Annotated in this window: 12 protein-coding genes; 5 read left to right on the forward strand and 7 right to left on the reverse strand. The window is 70.3% G+C overall.

Features of this window, described 5'->3' with window-relative positions; all coding sequences use genetic code 11:
* Nucleotides 1-27: 27 nt before the first annotated feature.
* The 5 genes from F1193_RS09605 to F1193_RS09625 form a co-directional block, all read right to left on the reverse strand.
* A complete protein-coding gene (locus tag F1193_RS09605) occupies nucleotides 28-1395 on the reverse strand; it encodes an ABC1 kinase family protein (RefSeq protein ID WP_150097463.1) in 1368 nt (455 codons plus the stop codon).
* A 76-nt stretch (nucleotides 1396-1471) separates the two neighbouring features.
* Entirely contained in the window at nucleotides 1472-2659 is a 1188-nt protein-coding gene (locus tag F1193_RS09610) for an alpha/beta fold hydrolase (RefSeq protein ID WP_246164260.1), read from the reverse strand.
* Between the two features lie 71 nt (nucleotides 2660-2730).
* Complete coding sequence (locus F1193_RS09615) at nucleotides 2731-3177, reverse strand: type II toxin-antitoxin system death-on-curing family toxin (protein ID WP_150097464.1); 447 nt, start codon at nucleotides 3175-3177, stop codon at nucleotides 2731-2733.
* An 11-nt stretch (nucleotides 3178-3188) separates the two neighbouring features.
* Nucleotides 3189-3458, reverse strand: a complete 270-nt coding sequence (locus F1193_RS09620) for an AbrB/MazE/SpoVT family DNA-binding domain-containing protein (RefSeq protein WP_150097465.1) — start codon at nucleotides 3456-3458, stop codon at nucleotides 3189-3191.
* 54 nt (nucleotides 3459-3512) lie between these two features.
* Complete coding sequence (locus tag F1193_RS09625) at nucleotides 3513-5348, reverse strand: M3 family oligoendopeptidase (RefSeq protein ID WP_150097466.1); 1836 nt, start codon at nucleotides 5346-5348, stop codon at nucleotides 3513-3515.
* A gap of 318 nt (nucleotides 5349-5666) precedes the next feature.
* On the opposite strand from F1193_RS09625, the gene F1193_RS09630 reads away from it, so the two are divergent.
* From F1193_RS09630 to F1193_RS09640, 3 genes are all read left to right on the forward strand, one after another.
* Complete coding sequence (locus F1193_RS09630) at nucleotides 5667-7205, forward strand: sigma-54-dependent transcriptional regulator (RefSeq protein ID WP_150097467.1); 1539 nt, start codon at nucleotides 5667-5669, stop codon at nucleotides 7203-7205.
* 113 nt (nucleotides 7206-7318) lie between these two features.
* Nucleotides 7319-9670: a L,D-transpeptidase family protein gene (locus tag F1193_RS09635; protein WP_170263491.1), complete on the forward strand. Its 2352-nt coding sequence runs from the start codon at nucleotides 7319-7321 to the stop codon at nucleotides 9668-9670.
* Between the two features lie 238 nt (nucleotides 9671-9908).
* Nucleotides 9909-11633, forward strand: a complete 1725-nt coding sequence (locus F1193_RS09640) for a peptidoglycan L,D-endopeptidase MepK (protein ID WP_150097469.1) — start codon at nucleotides 9909-9911, stop codon at nucleotides 11631-11633.
* A gap of 366 nt (nucleotides 11634-11999) precedes the next feature.
* Here F1193_RS09640 and F1193_RS09645 read toward each other — a convergent pair whose 3' ends face one another.
* The gene (locus F1193_RS09645) at nucleotides 12000-12287 is read right to left on the reverse strand and encodes a DUF2312 domain-containing protein (protein ID WP_150097470.1); all 288 of its coding nucleotides are present in this window, start codon (nucleotides 12285-12287) and stop codon (nucleotides 12000-12002) included.
* A gap of 166 nt (nucleotides 12288-12453) precedes the next feature.
* Here F1193_RS09645 and F1193_RS09650 point away from each other — a divergent pair, with 166 nt between their 5' ends.
* Nucleotides 12454-13014 (forward strand): LemA family protein, encoded by a 561-nt coding sequence (locus tag F1193_RS09650; RefSeq protein ID WP_150097471.1) that lies wholly within the window; start codon nucleotides 12454-12456, stop codon nucleotides 13012-13014.
* On the forward strand, nucleotides 13011-14003 hold the full coding sequence (locus F1193_RS09655; RefSeq protein ID WP_210247341.1) for a M48 family metallopeptidase: 993 nt from the start codon (nucleotides 13011-13013) through the stop codon (nucleotides 14001-14003). The genes F1193_RS09650 and F1193_RS09655 overlap by 4 nt, the downstream gene beginning before the upstream one ends.
* 256 nt (nucleotides 14004-14259) lie before the next feature.
* Here F1193_RS09655 and F1193_RS09660 read toward each other — a convergent pair whose 3' ends face one another.
* Nucleotides 14260-16206, reverse strand: coding sequence for a propionyl-CoA synthetase (locus tag F1193_RS09660; RefSeq protein WP_150097472.1), 1947 nt, complete (start codon nucleotides 16204-16206; stop codon nucleotides 14260-14262).
* Nucleotides 16207-16237: the final 31 nt, after the last annotated feature.

Genomic DNA, 16237 nt, shown 5'->3' on the forward strand with positions numbered 1-16237 from the left:
GGGCCGATTTCACCCGGCGCCGGGGTCTTACCGGCCCGGCACCGGCGATGGCAGGCCGACCATCGCGAGCGCCGCGCCCTGGCGCGCGGCAACCGTGTCCACCGAAAAATCGGCGAAGGCATCCTCGAACAGCCGGTGGAAATTGACCTCCGCCCGCAGCCGCAGGAACACGCCGCCCAATCCGATCGCGGCGCGGTCCATGAACACGAACTCGCGCGGCACGGTCACCGGCCCGAGCTCGCGCAGGGCGCGGTGCACCGAGAACGCCTCCTTGCGGCCGTACTCGCCCGGCGCGACGCCGTCGGCGATGGTGCGCACGCGGTCCTCCAGCACCGGGCCGTAGATGAAGCGCGCCCAGATGTTGAGCACGTCGATGATCTCGCGCTTCAGGCCCTTGAAGCCCCACTGCTCGTAGGCGTGAACGATGCGCGCGTCGTCGTTGTCCCGCAGGCCGCGATAGAGATCGACCACACCGCCGACGAAGGCCGGCGGGAAGATGCGGATGCAGCCATAATCGAGCAAGTTGATGCCGCCGGGCACCCCGCCCTCCTCGAACACCGTGTAGTTGCCGAGGTGCGGGTCGCCATGGATGACGGCGAAGCGGCTGAACGGCATCCACCACGCCCGGTACATGGCGACGGCCAGCCGGTTGCGGGTCTCCAGGTCGTGGTCGACGAATTCGAGCATGCGCCGGCCGTCGAGCCAGTCGAGGGTGAGCAGCCGCCCGGTCGACAGGTCCGGCCACGCCGCCGGCACCCGCACGTCGTGGAGGTCGGCCGCCATGTGGCGGTAGAGCCGGACGTGGCGGGCCTCGCGCCGATAGTCGAGCTCCTCGCGCAGCCGCTCGCCCAGCTCGCGGGCGATCTCGCGGGTATCGACCGCCGGGTCGACGCGGCGCTGGATGGCAAAGGCGATGTCGAGCTGGGAGAGGTCGGCCTCCACCGCCGACTGCATGTCGGGATACTGCAGCTTGCACGCCAGCGGCTCGCCGCCGAGCGCGGTGGCCCTATGGACCTGGCCGAGGGAGGCTGCCGCCGCCGGCCGGTGGTCGAAGCTGCCGAACCGCGTCTGCCAGTCGGGGCCGAGCTCGGCCGCCATGCGCCGCTTGACGAACGGCCAGCCCATCGGCGGCGCCTCGCTCTGCAGCTTCTGCAGCTCGGCGGCGTATTCCGGCGGCAGCGCGTCCGGAATGGTCGACATGAGCTGGGCGACCTTCATGATCGGGCCCTTGAGCCCGCCCAGCATGGCGGAGAGGTCCTCGGCATTGACCTGCCGGTCGAACCGGCCGAGCAGTCGCGAGCCCATCATCTTGGCGGCCATGCCGCCGACATTGGCACCGACCCGCGCGTAGCGCGTGGCGCGGGCGGAAAACCTGTTCTGTTCGCTGTCGGTCATGGTCTCGGCCAAACGCCCGCTCGCCCCGAACGGCCCGGTCCGCCGGATATAGGCACGATCGGCCGGATTTCCACGCCTACTCGGCCGCTTCGGGCTCGGCGTGCGCGACCGTGCGCGGCGCGCGAACCCGCGGCGTGCGTGCGCGCGACCTGCCGGCGGCATGCCGGCGGTCGGTGGCGGCGAGCCAGCGCGCGGCCTCCGGCCAGCCGGTTGCGAGGTTCTGCGCCCCCATGAACAGGCTGAGATGTCCGCCCGGCCAAAGCCGGCTGGCGATGGCGGATCTGGCCGTGCCGGCCAGCCGCGCCGCCGCGAACACCTGCGCGGGCGGTGCGATGACGTCGTTCTCTCCGGCGACCAGGAACAGCGGGTGGCGGATGCGCTCGAGTCCCACGGTATGCCCGAGCGCCGGAACAGCGCCTTCGGCCAGCAGATTGCGCTGGAACAGCCATTCCACGGTTTGGAGGTAGTAGCGGCCGGGCAGGTCGACCAGGATGCGGTCCCAGGCGGCGTAGCGCTCCAGGGCGGCGCGCGCGTGCGGCCGGTCGTCGCCGGGATCGAGCTGCAGGTCGCGGCGCGCATAGGCGTCGAGTTGGCCGGCGATCCGCGGCCAGACGTTGCGCATGGCCCGCCCGCGCATGCGCCCGCCGCACTGACGCACGATCTCCGCGAACGTCGCCAGCGGCGTGGCCTTGGCCCACGCCGCCAGATCGCTCTCGCCGACCGCGGTATCGACGGGTGCGGCGACCGGCACCAGCGCCCGCACCTTGCCGGGGAAGCGGGCGGCATAGATCAGCGCCAGGCTGCCGCCCTGGCACAGGCCGACCAGATCGACCGGCGGTCCGCACTCGTCGACGGCGACATTGAGGTCGGCCAGATAGGTGTCGAGCGTGAAGTCGCTCATCGCCGGCGTCGCCGACTTCCAGTCGGTCAGCGCGAGGCGCGCAATCCCTTCGATCGCCAGGCGCTCCATCAGGCTGTGGCCGGGGGCGAGGTCGGCGATCGCCGCGGTGTGCAGCGCGAACGGCGCGACCACCAGCACCGGCCGGCCGGCGGCGCCGGTCGAGAAGTCGCGCAGGCGCAGGGTCGGAAGATCCAGGCGGATGCGATTGGCGGAGGTCCAGGCAGGCTCTTCTTCGCCGGCCACCACGTCGGCGCCCATCACCAAGGCCGCGAACCCGCAGGCAACCTCGTTCGCCGCCGCGGCGGCGGCGAAGGCGAAGTCCCAGGGTGTGGCTGGCCAGGGAGTCGGGCGCTCGGACGGCATGGAACCCTCCCGGGACCCTCCCGCGGGGCGCCAGCATCCTCCAGGTTGCGCACCAAATCAACGGTTGGCTGTTACCCCCCGCCTGCGACCGGTGTACGCGGGGGTGCAAGTGTATTCGGGGCTGCAAGTGAACGCGGGGGTGCGAGCCGGTCGCCGATCCAGCGGGCAAGCCCCTCCTCGCCGACCTCGCCCGCCGCCAGCGCCAGGATGGCGGCCGCCGCCTCGGCGGGGTCGGCCCGCAGATCGCGGTCGTTCAGGCCGAGGAACACGACAATCGCGGCAAACGCCATCCGCTTGTTGCCGTCGACGAACGGGTGGTTGCGCGCCAAGCCATACCCATAGGCGGCGGCGAGCGCGGCAAGGTCGCTCTCGCCATAGGCGAACTTGTTGAGCGGCCGCGCCAGCGCCGACTCCAGGAGACCACGGTCGCGCAGCCCCTCGGCACCGCCAAACAGCGCCAGTTGCTCGGCATGAATGTCGAGCACGATCTCGACGTCCAGCCATTCCGGCTCGGTCATGTGGCGGGCCTCTATTTGGCGAGCGTCTTGTAGGTGTCGGCGTAGTCGCGGAACGACCGGCGGGCGATCTCCATCGCCTTGGCGTGCCTGGGGTCGTAGGGGCTGAGCTTCACGCTGCGCTCAGTCTGCTCGATGACGTGCAGCACGTCGCCCTCCTGCAGATGCAGGCGCGCCAGCATCTCCTTCGGCAGCAGCACGCCGACGGAATTGCCGATCTTCTTGATCTTGAGCACATAGCCGGTGGTGTTGGCCCGTGCCTCGGCCGGATCCTCGCGCTTCATCTCCGCCTCCGCTGTTATACAAAATGTATCACAGCGGAAGGACGCTGTCGCGCCTTACCCCTCCAGCGCCTCCAGCTCGCCGATCATGCGCTCGATCACCGTCAACCCGGTCTGCCAGAACGCCGGCTCGCGGGCATCGAGCCCGAACGGCGCCAGAAGTTCGGAGTGATGCTTGGTGCCGCCGGCGGCGAGCAGACCGAGATAGCGCTCGGCGAAGCCCTCCGGCGCGCGCTCATAGACGGCATAGAGCGAGTTCACCAGGCAGTCGCCGAACGCATAGGCGTAGACGTAGAACGGCGCGTGGACGAAGTGGCCGATATAGGTCCAGAACGTCTCGTAGCCGGGGCCGAGCCGGATCGCCGGACCCAGGCTCTCGCCTTGCACCTCAAGCCAGAACCGGCCGATCTCGTCCGCCGTCAGCTCGCCCGCTATGCGTGCCTCGTGCACCTTGCGCTCGAAACTGTAGAAGGCGATCTGGCGCACCACGGTGTTGAGCATGTCCTCGACCTTCGAGGCGATCAGCGCCTTGCGTTGGGCGCGGTCGGGGGTGGCGGCGAGGATCGCCTTGAAGGTCAGCATCTCGCCGAACACCGAGGCGGTCTCCGCCAGCGTCAGCGGGGTCGGCGCCATCAAGGGGCCGTTGGGCGCGGCCAGCACCTGATGGACGCCGTGGCCGAGTTCGTGGGCGAGCGTCATCACGTCGCGCGGCTTATTCTGGTAGTTCATCAGCACATAGGGGTGCACCGAGGGCACGGTGGGGTGCGAGAAGGCGCCCGGCGCCTTGCCCGGCCGCACCGGCGCGTCGATCCACCGCCGGTCGAAGAACCGCTGGGCGATCTCGGCCAGCTTCGGCGAGAAGCCGCGATAGGCGTCGAGCACGGTTGAGCGCGCCTCCGGCCACGCATAGGTGCGCTGCTCGACCTTGGGCAGCGGCGCGTTGCGGTCCCAGTGGTCGAGCGCGTCCTTGCCGAACCAGCGCGCCTTCAGCGCATAGTAGCGGTGCGACAGCCGCGGATAGGCGTCGCGCACCGCCGACACCAGCGCCTCCACCACCTCGCGCTCGACCCGGTTGGCGAGGTGGCGGCTGTCGGCGACGTCCTTGAAGCCGCGCCAGCGGTCGGTGATCTCCTTGTCCTTGGCCAGGACGTTGGTGATCAGGGTGAAGGTGCGCAGGTGCTCGCGGAAGGTGGTGGCCAGCGCCTCGGCGGCGGCCTTGCGGGCGGGCTCGGCCGGCTCCAGCAGCAGGTTCAGGGTCGGCTCCAGCGTCAGCTCGCGACCCTCGACCTTGAAGCGCAGCGTCGACACCGTCTCGTTGAACAGCCGGTTCCAGGCGGTGCGGCCGGTGACCGACTTCTCCAGGAACAGCTGCTCCAGCCGGTCGTCGAGCTGGTAGGGCCGCTCCTTGCGGATGTCGGTGAACCAGGGCCACCAGCGGGCAAGCGCCGGGTCGGCCAGCGCGGCATCGACCAGCGCGTCGTCGAGCCGGTTCATCTCGAGCTCGAAGAACAGCAGGTGCGACGAGGCGTTGGTCACCCGCTCCTGGACGTCGCCATAGAATTTGGCGCGCGCGGGGTCGGAATTGTCGCCGGCATAGACGAGGCCGGCATAGGAGATCAGCCGGCCGAGCAGCTCCTCGATCGCCTCGTACTGGCGCACCGCCTCGGCAAGCCGGGGGCCGGCATCGGCGGCCGCGGCGATCTCGCCGAGCTTGCCGCGCCAGGTCTCGGCGAAGGCGGCGCAGGCCGATTCGGCCTCCTTGAGATCGGCCGCCACCTCGGGAGACGCCATGCCGGGATAGAGGTCCGACAGATCCCATTCCGGCAGCGCGGGGGATGGTGCGGCGGCGCTGCGGGGGGAGGCAGAGGCGGCAGGTGTCGCGGCTGAGGTCATGAAGCGGCTCGATCCGATGCAGGGAGGCCCCGACCCGACACGCCGTTCGTGGCGGGGATGGGGCGGGGCCGGACCTGCAGAGATACCGCAGAATGGCGGGCCGCCAAGCGGGGTTTCGCCGATGGCCCGCCGGGCGCGCGGCCCAGGCTGGCGGACAGGCGCAAAACTTCTGAGAATTTGCAATTCATTCAGCATGTTCGCGCGTTTCCGCGCGTCAGGGGCGGCGAAAAGTCCTGTCCGACGCGAGATTGTTAGCGTTGCGTTAACATTCCCCGGCCACGGTCGCCCCAAATTGGCACAGATCGGGTCGGGGACGGCATGAGTGGCGTGATTCTGGTCGTCGACGACGATCCCGTGCAGCGGCGGCTGCTGGACGCCATGGTGCGCCGGCTGGGCTTCGAGGCGGTCGCCGTCGACAGCGGCGAGGCGGCGCTGGCGGCGCTGGCCGGATCGGCGTTCGACGCCGTGCTGCTCGATTTGGTGATGCCCGACCTCGACGGCATGGCGGTGCTGACCCGACTGCGCGACCAGGCTTGCGAGGTGCCGGCGATCGTGCAGACCGCGAACGGCTCGATCGACGCGGTGGTCTCCGCCATGCGGGCGGGCGCGGTCGATTTCGTGGTCAAGCCGGTCGGCATCGAGCGGCTTTCGGTGTCGCTCAAGAACGCCCTGGCGACCCGGGCGCTGGAGAACGAGATCCGCCGCTTCAAGCGGGCGCGCGAGGGCACGCTGACCTTTTCCGACGTGCTGAGCCGCTCCGCGCGCATGGCGGCGGTGCTCAAGCTTGCCAACAAGGCGGCGGCCTCCGCCATTCCGGTGCTGATCGAGGGCGAATCGGGCACCGGCAAGGAGCTGGTGGCCCGCGCCATCCATGGCTCGGGGGCGCGGTGCGCCAAGCCGTTCGTCGCCGTCAATTGCGGCGCCATCCCCGAGAGCCTGGTCGAGTCGATCCTGTTCGGCCACGAGAAGGGGGCGTTCACCGGCGCCTTCGACCGCCACACCGGCAAGTTCGTCGACGCCACCGGCGGCACGCTGTTCCTCGACGAGATCGGCGAATTGTCGCCGGACGCGCAGGTGAAGCTGCTGCGGGTGCTGCAGACCGGCGAGGTCGATCCGGTGGGCAGCCGGCGCACGGTGAAGGTCGACGTGCGGGTGATGTCGGCCACCAACCGCGACCTGCTCACCGAGGTGAAGGCCGGCCGCTTCCGCGAAGACCTCTATTACCGGCTGGCGGTGTTTCCGCTGGCGCTGCCGCCGCTTCGGGCACGGCGCGAGGACATCGCCGATCTCGTGCGCCATTTCGCGGTGCGCTTCGCTGCCGAGGAGGGCAAGCGCATCCGCACCGTCTCGTCCGACGCGCTGCGGCTGCTGGCCGAGCACCCCTGGCCGGGCAATGTCCGCCAGCTTGAGAATGCGGTGTTCCGCGCCGTCGTGCTGGCCGAGACCGACGAGCTGACGCCGGCCGAGTTTCCGCAGATCGCCGCGCGCATCCAGGCGGCCCCGGCGCTGGCGCCGACCGACCTCGCCTTCGGCGGGCTGGAGCCGCTCCTTGGCGAGCCGGCGGACGCGCCGCTTTCGATCGGACGGCCGGGGTCCGCCGCGGGCGGCTGCGCCTTGCCGCTGCGCGGACCGGACGGCCATGTCGTCGCGCTGGCGGAGGTCGAGGGCGCCGCCATCCGCCACGCCATCCGCCATTATCGCGGCCAGATGACCGAGGTGGCGCGCCGGCTGAAGATCGGCCGCTCGACGCTCTACCGGCGGCTGAAGGAGCTCGGCCTCGATGCCGACTCCCTCGCCGCCGAGACCGGCACGGCCGAGGCGGAGGCCGCCGATGCGCCGGGCGTGGTGCCGGCGTAACACGTCCGGAAAAAAGCCCGGATGACGGCGTGGTGAGTTGCCGCCGTCAAGCAAATCAGATCAGGTCCGAACGAATTCGGATCGAGATGCGCTGATCTATGGGAGCAGGTGCCATGCGTGGGGGTTCCGCCCGGTTTCTGGCAGGCGCCGCGCTGGCCGCGCTGCTGGCCTACGAGGCCGCCGCCACAGAAGGGCCGGCACTTGAGGGGCCGGCAACCGCTGCCACCCAGGCCGCGCCAGCCACGGCCACGGAAACGGCGCCCGGGACCGACGCCGCCCCCGCGGCCACGGCGGCGCCCGATGGCGCGACCGGCGAGGGCGATCCGGACGAGCCTGCGGCCGAAATCGACCCCGACCCCGAGGATGATCCCGAGGACGAACCGGCGTTGCGCTCCGGCGCCGACGCAGAGGCCGAGCCCGGCACCGCCAAGTCCAGCACCACCAAGTCGGACGAGGTCGAGGCCGGCGAGAGCAAGCCCGCCGAGATCAAGCCCGAGCTGCGGCCGGCGGCTGTCGAGGTGCCCCTGGCGCCGGCCGCGGCGCCCGCCGCCGCAACCGCGCCCGAGACGGCCGCGCCCGCCGCACCCTCCATTGACGCGCTGGTGCCGGTGCCCGAGCCGGCCAATGTGCCGCCGCCCGGCCTTGCCGACATCGGGCCGCCCGCTGGCGCGCCGGTCAAAGACACAGCCAGGGAGACGGTGAAGGACGCGGTGAAGGAGACGGTGAAGGAGACAGCCAAGGACACGGAAAAGGACGCGTCCCCGGCTGTCGCGCCCGCCGGGCAGGCCGCCAGGGAGGCTGCGCCGCCGGCCCCGCCCCCGGCCGCCGCGGCGGCGGTCGAGGACGCGGCGGTGACCGCGGCGCTGCGGGCGCTTCTCGCCGAGCGCGGCGGCAGCGCCGAGGAGCGGCGGCTGCGCGAGACGCTGGCGCAGGCCTACGAGGCGCGCGGCTTCAAGCCGGTGTGGATCGAGCACGGCACGCTTTCGGCGCGCGCCGCGGCGGTGCGCACGGTGCTGGCCGGCGCCGCAACCGAGGGGCTCGACCCCGCCGACTATCCCCTGCCCGCCGACCCCGGCCAGGCGGCGACGGCGGCGACACTCGCTTCGGCCGAGCTGAAATATTCGAACGCCGCGGTGACCTACGCCCGCCACGCCATGTCCGGCCGCTTCGATCCCGGCCGCGTGCATCCGCTGGTCACCCCGCGCCGCACGGTCCCCAAGACCGAGGAGGTGATCGCCAAGGTCGCCCAGGCCGCCGACCCCGGCGCGGCGCTCGCCGCCTACAATCCGCCGCACGACGGCTACCGGGCGCTGAGGACGATTCTCGCCGAGATGCGCAGCGCCACGGCCGCCGAGGAGACCGCCCGCGTCCCCGGCGGGCCGCTGCTGCGGCCGGGCATGCGCGATGCGCGCGTACCGGCGCTGCGCGCCAAGCTCGGCATTGCCGGCGAGGCCGCCGACACCCTCTATGGCCCCGACCTGGTCGCGGCGGTCGAGGCGTTCCAGGAGACGCACGACCTCGCCGTCGACGGCGTGGTCGGATCCCGGACGCTGGCCGCGCTCAATGGCGGCGGCAAGGCCACCATCAACGACATCATCGCCAATATGGAGCGCTGGCGGTGGCTGCCGCGCGATCTCGGCACCACCCACATCATGGTGAACATTCCCGAGTTCACCGTGCGCATCTGGCGCAACGGCCAGATGATCCACCGCACGCGGGTGATCACCGGCAAGCCGTCGACCCCGACGCCGGTATTCACCGACGACATGGAATATGTGGTGATCAACCCGGCCTGGAACGTGCCGCCCTCGATCGTGAGGAACGAGATGCTGCCGCTCCTCGCCTCCGACCCCGAGGCGATCACCCGCCAGGGCCTGGAGGTGCTGGTCAATGGCCGCCCGGTCGACCCCTACGAGATCTATGGCGCCGATCCCAACTCGATCTCGTTCCGCCAGCCGCCGGGCGAGCGCAACGCGCTCGGCCGCATCAAGTTCATGTTCCCCAACCGGCACCACGTCTATCTGCACGACACGCCGACGCGCCACCTGTTCGCGCGCGAGGTACGCACGTTCAGCCATGGCTGCATCCGGGTGAACGAGCCGCTGAAGTTCGGAGAAGTGGTGTTCTCCCTCGGCCTGCCGGGCGAGCACTGGTCGCCGGGGCGCATCGAATCGATGTTCGGCCGCCAAGAGAACATCATCCAGTTCCGCCAGCAGTTCCCGGTCCACGTGGCCTATTTCACCACGATGGTCGACGAGACCGGGGCGCTGGTGGTCCGCGACGACGTCTACAGCTACAATGCGCAGGTAAAGGCGCTTCTGGGCCTGGAGGGCGAGGTGCGCCGCTTCTCGCCGCCGCCCTCGGCGCGGCCGGTGGCGCTGCCACCGCCGGTGGTGCGTCCGGCGGGTCCGCCGCCGACCTTCCTGGAGCAATTGTTCGGCATCCGGCCGATGCGCGGCGGCTGATCCTCTCGGTGATCGGCTACCTCACCTCCGGTTAACCACTGATATTAACCAGAATTCTGGCGCGGATCGGCGCGCGGCCGATTTTTGCCACGTTCAGTCCTTACCCAAGCCTGAGCACATCGGGGGCGGGTGCTAAGTCGCCATTAACCGGACCCGATTAAGACGATGTTCACCCTGGCGAACGCGGTAAGGGGACGCGCCCGCCTCACATCCTGTCTACGCATCGGGGACCGGCTCAGTGAGTTTAAGGCACACCTCCCGCTTTGACGTCCACGTCGCCTTCATCCGCCGCGCACGGCACGGTCTCACCGTCGCCGCTCTCGCAGCCACGCTTGTGGCCGGCGGCGTCCGAGGCACCCAAGACGCTGTCGCCAATGGCGACACGCGCACGATCTCATTCCACCACACGCATACGGACGAGTCGCTGACCATCACCTACAAGCGTGACGGCCGCTACGACGAAGGCGCGCTGAAAAAACTCAACTGGTTCATGCGCGACTGGCGCCGCAACGAGTCAACGCAGATGGACCCCCATTTGTTCGACGTCGTGTGGGAAGTTTCTCGCGATGTCGGCGCCACCGCCCCGGTCGAGGTCATCTCCGGCTATCGTTCGCCGGCCACCAACTCCATGCTGCGCTCGCGCAGCCGCGGCGTCGCCCAGTTCTCCCAGCACACCGTGGGCAAGGCGATCGACCTGTTCATTCCGGGCATCAGCCTGTCGGCCGTCCGCGAAGCCGGCCTGCGCCTGCAGCGCGGCGGCGTCGGCTTCTACCCGACCTCCGGCTCGCCCTTCGTCCATCTCGATACCGCCAGCGTCCGCCACTGGCCGCGCATGAGCCGCGCGCAACTCGCCCGCGTGTTCCCGGACGGCAAGACCGTCCACCTGCCGGCCGATGGCCGGCCGATGGCCCGCTATGAGGTCGCGGCCCGCGAGATCGCGCGGCACGGCGGTGCCGTCCGCGGCCGCACCCTGGTGGCGTCTCGCGTCGAGGCCGACGAAGACGGCGAGATGACCAATGACGGGCGGGTGATCTACCGCTCGCGCGGCGCGGCCACCGCCTCGGCGGCCGCCGCCCCGCGCCGCAGCCTGTTCGCCTGGCTCGGCGGCGACCGCGAGGAGACGGGCGCGACGCCGGCCGCCGAAGCGCCGGCCAAATCTCAGGCGGCTCCCGCCTCGACCACCGTCGCCCAGGCTCCGGGCGTGCCGCTGCCGCCGGTGCGGCCCGATCGCGCCGGTGCCATCACCGTGGCCCAGACCGAGACGACTGCCGCGCCCGCCGATTCGATGCGCTGGGTCGCCGGCCCGAACGGCCGCGAAGCGCCGGCCGCGCAGGTGGCCGCCGCGCCGCGGCCGCGGCCGCGCCCCGGCTCCGGCCAGGCTGCGGGCAGCTTCGCGCTGGCCTCGGCGGAGACGCGCCCGTCCAGCCCCGAGATCACGGCCAGCATCGCCCGCGGCGGCCTGCCGCCGGAGATCACCGCCGGCATCGGCGCGACGCAGCAGGCTCAGGACCGGCAGCAGGACCCCGATCGGATGCCGGTGCTGGCCTATGCCGGCGCCGACGACATCGCCCGGCCGCGCGCGGTTGCCGCTGCCCCGGCTCCGCAGCCGGCGGCCAACCGCCCCGCCGCCCAGCGCTCGGCGGCGCGTGAGCCCATGTTCCGCGAACCCACGCCGCGCCTGACGGCGCCGCGCACCGAAGGGCCGGGCCTGCCCCGCCTGATCGTCGCCGCCCGGTTCGACACGGTCCGCGTCGACATGCGCCACCCGGATGCCAGGACGGCGGCCTCGCTGCTGCGCGGCAGCGGCGGCGCCCTCGACCTCAAATTCTCCCGCAGGTCCGACCCGGACCTGACCCCCGACCGGTTCGCCGGCCCGGCGATCCGGCCGCTGCCGCTCGCCCGGTTCGACGTCGCCCTGCTGCAGGACGACGCGGCCTCCCAGAGAGGCCGCCGGGTGCGGTAAGCGTCCCAGCCGTCTCTGACGCAAAAAAGCCTCCGGCCCATGGGCCGGAGGCTTTTTCGTATCGGCAAGAGGCCCCTCACCCGGGCTGACGCGCGCGTCCAGGGATCAACTCGGCTTCATTCTTCCCTCTCCCCTTGCGGGAGAGGGTGCCGAGCGATCGAAGATCGCGAGGCGGGCGAGGGGTGAACCTTCAAACGCGCGTCTGTATTACCCCTCACCCGGCTCGACCTCGCTTTGCTCGGTCGCGCCACCCTCTCCCGCAAGGGGAGAGGGAAGAAACCGCGGCCTCCGGCCAGCAGTTGTCCGATTCGATCACCCCGAAGCCCAGCCACCACAACGGCGGGGCCGTGGCAAAGGCCGCGGATATCACTCGCCCTGGATCATGCCGAGCGCGGTCATGTAGAGCTCGACGATCGCCTCGTGCTCCTGGCGCTCGTCGCGGTCCTGCTTGCGCAGCTTGAGGATGGTCTTCAGCGCCTTGACGTCGAAGCCGTTGGCCTTGGCCTCGGCGAACACGTCCTTGATGTCGTCGGCGATCGCCTTCTTCTCTTCCTCCAGCCGCTCGATCCGCTCGACGATGGCCTTGAGCTGATCCTTGGCGAAATTGGTGGCGTCGTCTTCGATATCGGTCTTCTTCATCCTGGATGTGGCCATCAATGGTCCCTCTTCTGCGGACAGGCATCGCCCTGCCGCGCCGGCCGGTCAAGCCGTGCTCCCCGATGTCCACAGTGGCCGGGCGCGCGAACCTCCTATACTTGAACCGGACGGCGGGATCGCGCGACCGATGGTCCGGACATGACGCAAAGCAACAGGGGAAGCCATGGAACTGGTGCTGCTCGGCCTCATCGTGCTGGCCGCGGTGGTCGCGGTCGTCATCTACAACCGGCTGGTCGCGCTGCGGCAATCGGTCGCCAGTGCCGGCGGCGACATCGATGTGCAGCTTCGCCAGCGCTACGACCTGGTGCCGCAGCTCGTCGAGACGGTGAAGGGCTACGCCCAGCACGAATCGACGGTGCTGGAGACGCTCACCCAGGCGCGCGCCGCGGTGGCGCAGGCCGCGACGCCGGCCGACAAAATGGCGGCCGAGGCCGGGCTCGGCCGCGCCATCGGCGGGCTGATCGCCGTGGCCGAGGCCTATCCCGACCTCAAGGCCAGCGCCAATTTCCAGATGCTGCAGACCCAGCTCATGGACATCGAGAACAAGATCGCCGCCGCGCGGCGCTTCCTCAACAATTCGGTGCGCGAATACAACGCCGCGCTGGAGCAGTTCCCGGCGATCTTCTTCGCCGCCCGGCTCGGCTTCCAGCCGGCGTCGTTCTACGACCTGCCGGCCGACCGCGCCGCCGAGTTGACCGAGCCGGTGAAGGTCTCGTTCAAGTGACCGGATCGCAAGCGACCGGGCAGGCCGCCGCCCCGCCGCGGGCGGCGCTGCCGCCGGGCGTGCTGGGCCTCCGAACCTGGATCTGGCGCAACAACAGCCGCAGCCTCCTGCTGCTCGCCGCCTTTCCGGCGCTGCTCGTCGCCGTGACCTACGTGCTGTGCGTCGCCTTCACGCTGATCCTGGGCGACGACGACCCGGTGGCGGCGGTGCGGGCCGGCGGCGCGCTGGCGCAGGCGGCGATCCCCGGCGTGCTGGTGGCGAGCGCGGCGTGGTTCGCCATCGCCTATCTGATCCAGCGGCCAGCGATCCTGGCGCTGGCCGGCGCCCACCTCGACGACACCTCGCCTGAGGCGCGCCGCGTCCGCCGGCTGATCGAGCCCTTGGCGATCTCGCGCGGCCTGCCGACGCCGCACGTGGCGCTGATCGACACCGACGGCCTCAACGCCTTCGCCGCCGGCTGGAGCGAGCGCGATGCGGTGGTGGGCGTCACCCGCGGCCTTCTCGCCACGCTCGACGACGCCGAGCTGGAGGCGGTGCTGGCGCACGAGATGACCCACGTCATCAATCGCGACTCGCGGCTCCTGATCGTCTCGATCGTGTTCGTCGGGGTGTTTGCGCTGGCCTGCGAGCTGGCGATGCGCGGCCTGCGCTACGCGCCGCGCTCGGACGACCGCGACGGCAACAAGTTCATGATGTTCCTGCTGGTGGCCACCGGCATCCTGTGGCTCGGCCGCATCGGCGCGCTGGCGCTGCGCTTCGCCCTGTCGCGGCGGCGCGAGTTCATGGCCGACGCCGGCGCCCTGGAACTGACCAAGAACCCCGACGCCCTGGTGTCGGCGCTGACCAAGATCGCGGGCAAGCCCGGGATCGGCGAGGTCGCCGACGAGGTGCAGCAGATGTTCATCTTCGATCCGCCGGACGGCTGGGAGCTGTTCTCCACCCATCCCGACATCGAGGACCGCATCGCCGCCATCCGCGCGGTGGGCTGATGCGGTTTCCGGCTGATCAAGCCGGATAACCGCATTCCGATCGCCGAAAACCCCGTTATCGAGACTTTCTTTTAGAACTGGGGTTTTCGGCGAGGCCGGTTCCGGTATCCCGAAGGGATCAACCGGAACCCGTATGACGCGAAAATCCGGCCGCTCGGGCCGGATTTCGTCGTCCGATTGTCGAAATACCGCCTCCGAACACGCCGCTCCGGCGGATCAGTTCCGGGAGACCGCGACGCGGCCTCCCGGACGGGTATCACGCGCCGATGCCGTGGCCCTTCAACTGCTCGGCGATCTCGTCGAGGATGGCGGGATCGTCGATGGTCGCCGGCATGGTCCAGGTGTCGCCGTCGGCGATCTTCTTCATGGTGCCGCGCAGGATCTTGCCCGAGCGGGTCTTGGGCAGACGGTTGACGCAGATCGCGATCTTGAACGCCGCGACCGGGCCGATCTTGTCGCGCACCAGCTTGACGATCTCGGTCTCGATCTCGATCGGCGACTTGGTGACGCCGGCCTTCAGCACCACGAAGCCGCACGGCACCTCGCCCTTCAGCTCGTCCTTGATGCCGATCACCGCGCACTCGGCCACCGCCTGGTGCGAGGCCAGCACCTCCTCCATGCCGCCGGTCGACAGCCGGTGGCCGGCGACGTTGATGATGTCGTCGGTGCGGCCCATGATGTAGACGTAGCCGTCCTCGTCGATGAAGCCGGCGTCCGCGGTCTTGTAGAAGCCGGGGAACTCGTGGAGGTAGCTCTCCTCGAAGCGCTCGTCCTGCTGCCACAGCGTCGGCAGGCAGCCGGGCGGCAGCGGCAGCTTGACCACGATCGAGCCCATCTTGTTGGCCGGCAGCTCGTGGCAGGCCTCGTCGACGATGCGCACGTCGTAGCCCGGCATCGGCACGGTCGGCGAGCCCGGCTTGATCGGCAGCAGGCCCAGGCCCACCGGATTGCCGGCGATCGCCCACGAGGTCTCGGTCTGCCACCAGTGGTCGACCACCGGCACGCCGAGAATGCGTTCCGCCCACAACACGGTGTCGGGGTCGGCGCGCTCGCCGGCCAGGAACAGCGTGTGCATGCTGGAGATGTCGTATCCCGCCAGCAGCTTGGCCTCGGGGTCTTCCTTCTTGATGGCGCGGAAGGCGGTCGGCGCGGTGAACAGCACGGTGATCTTGTACTCGTCGACCATGCGCCAGAACGCGCCGGCATCCGGCGTGCCGACCGGCTTGCCCTCATAGATGATGGTGGTGCAGCCGGCGAGCAGCGGCGCGTAGATGATGTAGGAGTGGCCGACCACCCAGCCGACGTCCGAGGCCGCCCAGTACACCTGGCCCGGATGGACGTCGTAGAGGTTGGCCATGGTCCAGTGGAGCGCCACCATGTGGCCGCCATTGTCGCGGACCACGCCCTTGGGAATGCCGGTGGTGCCGGAGGTATAGAGAATATAGAGCGGGTCGGTGGCCTTCAGCGGCACGCAGTCGGCGGTCTTGCCGGCGGCCTCGGCCTTGGCGACGAGGTCCGCCCAGTCGTAGTCGCGGCCCGGGATCAGGGTGGCTGTGCTCTGCGGCCGGGCGAAGATGATGCAGGCTTCCGGCTTGTGGGCGGCGAGCCCGATGGCGTCGTCGAGCAGCGGCTTGTAGGGCACCACGCGGTTGGGCTCGATGCCGCAGGAGGCCGCCAGGATCAGCTTGGGCTTGGCGTCATTGATGCGGGTGGCGAGCTCCTTGGAGGCGAAGCCGCCGAACACCACCGAATGGATGACGCCGAGCCGGGCGCAGGCATACATGGCGATCGCCGCTTCCGGGATCATCGGCATGTAGACGATGACGCGGTCGCCCTTCTCGACGCCGAACTCCTTCAGCACCGCGGCGAAGGTCGCCACCTTTTGCTGCAGCTCCGCGTACGAGATGCGGGCCTTGGTGCCGGTGACCGGCGAGTCGTAGATGATCGCGGTCTGCTCGCCGCGGCCGGCCGCGACGTGGCGGTCGATGGCGTTGTGGCAGGTGTTGCACACGCCGTCGGTGAACCAGCGGCCGTAGACGCCGGCATTGGGGTCGAACACCGTCTTGGGCGCCTCATACCAGTCGATGGCCTTGGCCGCCTCGCCCCAGAAGGCCTGGGGATCGGATTTCCAGGCGGCATAGACTTCGGCATAGCGGCTGGTTGCGGCGGGCGCCCCGATCGGCGCGCTGGTCGTGGCAGTCATGGCGGCTCCCTCTCGCTCGACCCTGTGGACA

Origin of the sequence: Blastochloris sulfoviridis, assembly GCF_008630065.1 — a bacterium.
In the GTDB taxonomy this organism is placed as follows: Bacteria; Pseudomonadota; Alphaproteobacteria; order Rhizobiales; family Xanthobacteraceae; genus Blastochloris; species Blastochloris sulfoviridis.

Coding starts and splice junctions, on each gene's coding strand:
- F1193_RS09605 (WP_150097463.1), bottom strand. CDS start 1,395: ATGACCGACAGCGAACAGAACAGGTTTTCCGCCCGCGCCACGCGCTAC.
- F1193_RS09610 (WP_246164260.1), bottom strand. CDS start 2,659: ATGCCGTCCGAGCGCCCGACTCCCTGGCCAGCCACACCCTGGGACTTC.
- F1193_RS09615 (WP_150097464.1), bottom strand. CDS start 3,177: ATGACCGAGCCGGAATGGCTGGACGTCGAGATCGTGCTCGACATTCAT.
- F1193_RS09620 (WP_150097465.1), bottom strand. CDS start 3,458: ATGAAGCGCGAGGATCCGGCCGAGGCACGGGCCAACACCACCGGCTAT.
- F1193_RS09625 (WP_150097466.1), bottom strand. CDS start 5,348: ATGACCTCAGCCGCGACACCTGCCGCCTCTGCCTCCCCCCGCAGCGCC.
- F1193_RS09630 (WP_150097467.1), top strand. CDS start 5,667: ATGAGTGGCGTGATTCTGGTCGTCGACGACGATCCCGTGCAGCGGCGG.
- F1193_RS09635 (WP_170263491.1), top strand. CDS start 7,319: ATGCGTGGGGGTTCCGCCCGGTTTCTGGCAGGCGCCGCGCTGGCCGCG.
- F1193_RS09645 (WP_150097470.1), bottom strand. CDS start 12,287: ATGGCCACATCCAGGATGAAGAAGACCGATATCGAAGACGACGCCACC.
- F1193_RS09650 (WP_150097471.1), top strand. CDS start 12,454: ATGGAACTGGTGCTGCTCGGCCTCATCGTGCTGGCCGCGGTGGTCGCG.
- F1193_RS09660 (WP_150097472.1), bottom strand. CDS start 16,206: ATGACTGCCACGACCAGCGCGCCGATCGGGGCGCCCGCCGCAACCAGC.